The 4,790-nt window shown below is 34.3% G+C and carries 4 protein-coding genes and 1 riboswitch; all 4 genes read left to right on the forward strand.

Going from position 1 to position 4,790, the window contains the following annotated elements:
- Positions 1–282: 282 nt before the first annotated feature.
- The 4 genes from CD127_RS09960 (at position 283) to CD127_RS09975 (ending at position 4,662) form a co-directional block, all read left to right on the forward strand.
- Complete coding sequence (locus CD127_RS09960; RefSeq protein WP_103297534.1) at positions 283–1,767, forward strand: UDP-N-acetylmuramoyl-L-alanyl-D-glutamate--L-lysine ligase; 1,485 nt, start codon at positions 283–285, stop codon at positions 1,765–1,767.
- The gene (locus CD127_RS09965) at positions 1,757–2,017 is read left to right on the forward strand and encodes a YueH family protein (RefSeq protein WP_103366605.1); all 261 of its coding nucleotides are present in this window, start codon (positions 1,757–1,759) and stop codon (positions 2,015–2,017) included. The genes CD127_RS09960 and CD127_RS09965 overlap by 11 nt, the downstream gene beginning before the upstream one ends.
- Complete coding sequence (locus CD127_RS09970) at positions 2,014–3,576, forward strand: peptide chain release factor 3 (protein WP_103297532.1); 1,563 nt, start codon at positions 2,014–2,016, stop codon at positions 3,574–3,576. The genes CD127_RS09965 and CD127_RS09970 overlap by 4 nt, the downstream gene beginning before the upstream one ends.
- A 111-nt stretch (positions 3,577–3,687) precedes the next feature.
- A riboswitch (yybP-ykoY riboswitch) is annotated at positions 3,688–3,798 on the forward strand.
- 69 nt (positions 3,799–3,867) lie between these two features.
- Entirely contained in the window at positions 3,868–4,662 is a 795-nt protein-coding gene (locus CD127_RS09975; protein ID WP_103297531.1) for a TerC family protein, read from the forward strand.
- Positions 4,663–4,790: the final 128 nt, after the last annotated feature.

Genomic DNA, 4,790 nt, shown 5'->3' on the forward strand with positions numbered 1-4,790 from the left:
GTGCATTATAGCACAATGAGGTAGTGAATACTCGTTGTTTATACTTATATCCTAGCATTAAAGCGTTCAAATGTATTGTTATAAAGCTATATATAAATAAAATTTTAAAATAATTAACTTCAAATTAATAAATAGATATTTTAAGTGAAATTGAAATAATTATTAGATTATGGGGAAGTATCAAATCAAGTGATTAAATTGATTTAATCTGATAATAATGAATTTATCAACGTCTTTAAAACGTGTATAATAGAATTATTGTAAAAAAAGGAGCGAGACATTTTGAATGCGAATGAGTTGTTCGAAAAAATAAGAGTCAAAGAAGTTATTGGAACTTTAGATATAAATGTAAATGATATTACTACAGATTCACGTACAGCAAAAGAAGGAAGTATATTTGTCGCATCAAAAGGATATACTGTTGACAGCCATAAATTTTGCCAGAATGTAGTGGATCAAGGCGCTAAGATTATAGTAGTGAACCACAAACAAGAAATTAATGGCGATGTAACACAAATCATCGTTCCAGATACATTAAGAGTAGCAAGTTTACTTGCTCACACATTATTTGATTATCCTAGCCAAAAGCTAGATACGTTCGGTGTGACAGGTACAAACGGTAAAACATCCATCGCTACGATGATTCATCTCATTTTCAGAGGTTTAGGAAAAGGCAGTGCATACTTGGGGACAAATGGCTTTCAAATTAATGAACAAAAGACTAAAGGTGCAAATACTACTCCCGAAACAGTATCATTAACTAAAAAAATTAAAGAAGCGGTCGATAAAAAAGCTGAAGCAATGACAATGGAAGTTTCAAGTCACGGCTTAGCATTAGGAAGATTACGAGGCGTAGAGTTTGATGTTGCTATCTTCTCTAACCTTACACAAGACCACTTAGACTTCCACGGTACAATGGAAGCTTATGGCCATGCTAAATCATTGCTATTCAGTCAATTAGGCGAAGATTTATCTAAAGAAAAATACGTTGTATTAAATAATGATGATGGTTTTTCAGAATATTTAGCTTCAGTGACACCTTTTGAAATTTTTAGTTATGGTATAGATAATGAAGCACAATTTATGGCGAAGAATATTCAAGAGTCATTACAAGGTGTTCAGTTTGACTTTGTAACTCCAGTTGGCACATATCATGTTCAATCACCGTATGTTGGTAAGTTTAATATTTCAAACATCATGGCTGCAATGATTGCTGTGTGGAGTAAGGGCACTGATATGGAAGATATTGTACGCGTCGTTAAATCATTAGAACCAGTAGAAGGCCGTTTAGAAGTGTTAGATCCATCATTACCGATTGACTTAATTATAGACTATGCCCATACTGCTGATGGTATGAATAAACTTATCGATGCGGTTAAACCGTTCGTCAAACAAAAGCTTATCTTCTTAGTAGGTATGGCTGGAGAACGTGATTTAACTAAAACGCCTGAAATGGGTGCAGTTGCGTGTCGTGCAGACTATGTGATTTTCACACCGGATAACCCAGCGAATGACGACCCTAAAATGTTAACTGGTGAATTAGCCAAAGGTGCTACACATGATAACTATGTTGAATTTGACGATAGAGCTGAAGGCATTAGACATGCGATTGACGTCGCAGAACCAGGGGACACAGTCGTCTTAGCTTCTAAAGGAAGAGAGCCATATCAAATTATGCCTGGACACGTTAAAGTGCCTCACAGAGATGATTTAATCGGCTTAGAAGCAGCTTATAAAAAATTTGGCGGTGGCCCAGTTGAAGATTAAACAACTTTCTGAGCAAAATGAAGTTGTCAATGTATATCTTTATAAAAATGATGAAATAGAACAGCTAATGATAGCTATTCCAGATATGTTTTGGTCTGTAGAAATTGATTATAAAGGCATGAATATAAATGAAATTGAAGAAGAATTAGTAATGCAATTGTTTACTTTTAAAGATGAAAATGAAGCAACACGCATAGCTTCTAAATTATCTGAATGGATTGCGAATGATTTGAAGGAGAATATTAAATGAGTTTAAAAGAAGAAGTAGAGTCAAGAAAGACGTTTGCCATTATCTCTCACCCGGATGCTGGTAAAACAACGTTAACTGAAAAATTATTGTATTTTAGTGGAGCAATTCGTGAAGCAGGTACAGTTAAAGGTAAAAAGACTGGGAAGTTTGCTACGAGTGACTGGATGAAAGTAGAACAAGAACGTGGTATCTCTGTAACAAGTTCTGTAATGCAATTTGATTACGATGATTATAAAATTAATATCTTAGATACACCAGGACACGAAGACTTCTCTGAAGATACGTATCGTACGTTAATGGCTGTAGACAGTGCGGTCATGGTTATTGACTGTGCAAAAGGGATTGAGCCTCAAACATTAAAATTATTTAAAGTATGTAAAATGAGAGGTATTCCAATTTTCACATTTATTAATAAGTTAGACCGTGTAGGTAAAGAACCGTTTGAATTATTAGATGAAATTGAAGAAACTTTAAATATTGATACTTATCCTATGAACTGGCCAATCGGTATGGGACAAAGTTTCTTTGGTATCATTGATCGTCAAACTAAATCAATTGAACCATTTAGAGACGAAGAAAATGTTTTACATTTAAATGATGATTACGAATTAGAAGAAGAGCATGCCATTACTAATGACAGTGCCTTCGAACAAGCTATTGAAGAATTTATGCTAGTGGAAGAAGCGGGAGAAGAATTTGATAATGAAGCGTTATTAAACGGTGAATTAACACCTGTATTCTTCGGTTCAGCTTTAGCAAACTTCGGTGTTCAAAACTTCTTAAATGCATACGTAGACCATGCACCTATGCCAAATGCACGTCAAACTAATGAAGACGTAGAAGTAAGTCCATTTGATGAAGAGTTCTCAGGATTTATTTTCAAAATTCAAGCGAACATGGACCCTAAACACCGCGATAGAATTGCGTTCATGCGTGTAGTTAGTGGTGCATTTGAACGAGGTATGGATGTGACATTACAACGTACTGAGAAAAAACAAAAGATTACACGTTCAACATCATTTATGGCTGATGATAAAGAAACAGTTAACCATGCCGTAGCAGGAGACATTATTGGTTTATATGACACTGGTAACTATCAAATTGGCGATACATTAGTAGGTGGTAAACAGAAATTTAGTTTCCAAGATTTACCACAGTTTACGCCAGAGATATTTATGAAAGTATCAGCAAAAAATGTTATGAAGCAAAAACATTTCCATAAAGGTATTGAACAATTAGTACAAGAAGGTGCGATTCAATACTATAAAACGTTGCATACTAACCAAATCATTCTTGGTGCAGTGGGACAACTACAATTTGAAGTATTCGAACACCGTATGAAAAATGAGTACAACGTAGATGTAGTGATGGAACCTGTAGGTAGAAAAATAGCACGTTGGATTGAAAATGAAGAGGATATTCAAGATAAAATGAATACATCTCGTTCAATCTTAGTGAAAGATAGATATGATAACTTCGTCTTCTTATTTGAAAACGAATTTGCTACACGTTGGTTTGAAGAAAAATTCCCAGACATTAAACTTTATAGTTTATTGTAAGCATGGGATATTAAGTTGCATTTATAACTAAAATATGTCAATTTAATCAATTATAATTGTATATTATTGTGAATATTGGTTATAATACACATAACAAATGAATACCTATGACATGTTGTCAGAGGGGAGTAACTTGAGAACCACAGTTTGAACAAAGTGGTTTAACACTTTATCGTCATTACGAAGCCAAAGCTTCCGGTAAAGTGGGCAAATGAATTGCTTAGTGAGACCTTTGCTATTATTTAGCATAGGTCTCTTTATTTGTATAAAACGAAAAAGGAGTTGTCCCCTATGGATCCGAGTTTAATATTACCGTATTTATGGGTAATTTTAGTTCTTGTATTTTTAGAAGGATTATTAGCAGCAGACAATGCTGTCGTAATGGCTGTAATGGTAAAACATTTACCACCTGAACAGCGTAAAAAAGCATTATTCTATGGCCTTTTAGGCGCATTTGTATTCCGTTTTATTGCATTATTCTTAATTAGTATTATTGTTAACTTTTGGTTCATTCAAGCACTTGGTGCGGCATATTTAATCTTTATGTCTATTCGAAACCTTTGGAATTTCTTCCATAAAAAAGAAGATGAACATGAAGCCGGTGACGATCATCACTATGATGAATCTGGCGCTGAAAAGAAAGTAGGTCCTCTACAATTTTGGGGTACTGTATTTAAAGTAGAATTCGCAGATATTGCATTTGCGATTGACTCTATGTTAGCTGCTATGGCGATTGCCGTAACACTTCCTAAAATGGGCATTCACTTCGGTGGAATGGATTTAGGTCAATTTGGTGTTATGTTTATAGGCGGAATGATTGGTGTTATTTTAATGCGTTTCGCTGCAACATGGTTTGTTGATTTATTAAATAAATACCCAGGCTTAGAAGGAGCTGCCTTCGCTATCGTTGGTTGGGTAGGTATTAAATTAGTCGTTATCGTACTTGCTCATAAAGATATCGGCGTTTTACCTGAAGACTTCCCACATAGTGCGCTATGGCAAACAATCTTCTGGGTTGTCATGATTTTATTAGTTGTGATTGGCTGGTTAACATCAGTACGCAACAATAAAAAGAAAGCAAAATAATTAAAAAATATAAATTTAGTGCCTTTCAAAGTGTAATTTCATATAAGCTTTGAAAGGCACTTTTCTTATAAAATTAAGAAAATAAACGGCCTATTCATTGCTTATTAGTACTTTTGATATTAAAATTT

Origin of the sequence: Staphylococcus petrasii (assembly GCF_002902565.1) — a bacterium.
Lineage (GTDB): Bacteria > Bacillota > Bacilli > Staphylococcales > Staphylococcaceae > Staphylococcus > Staphylococcus petrasii.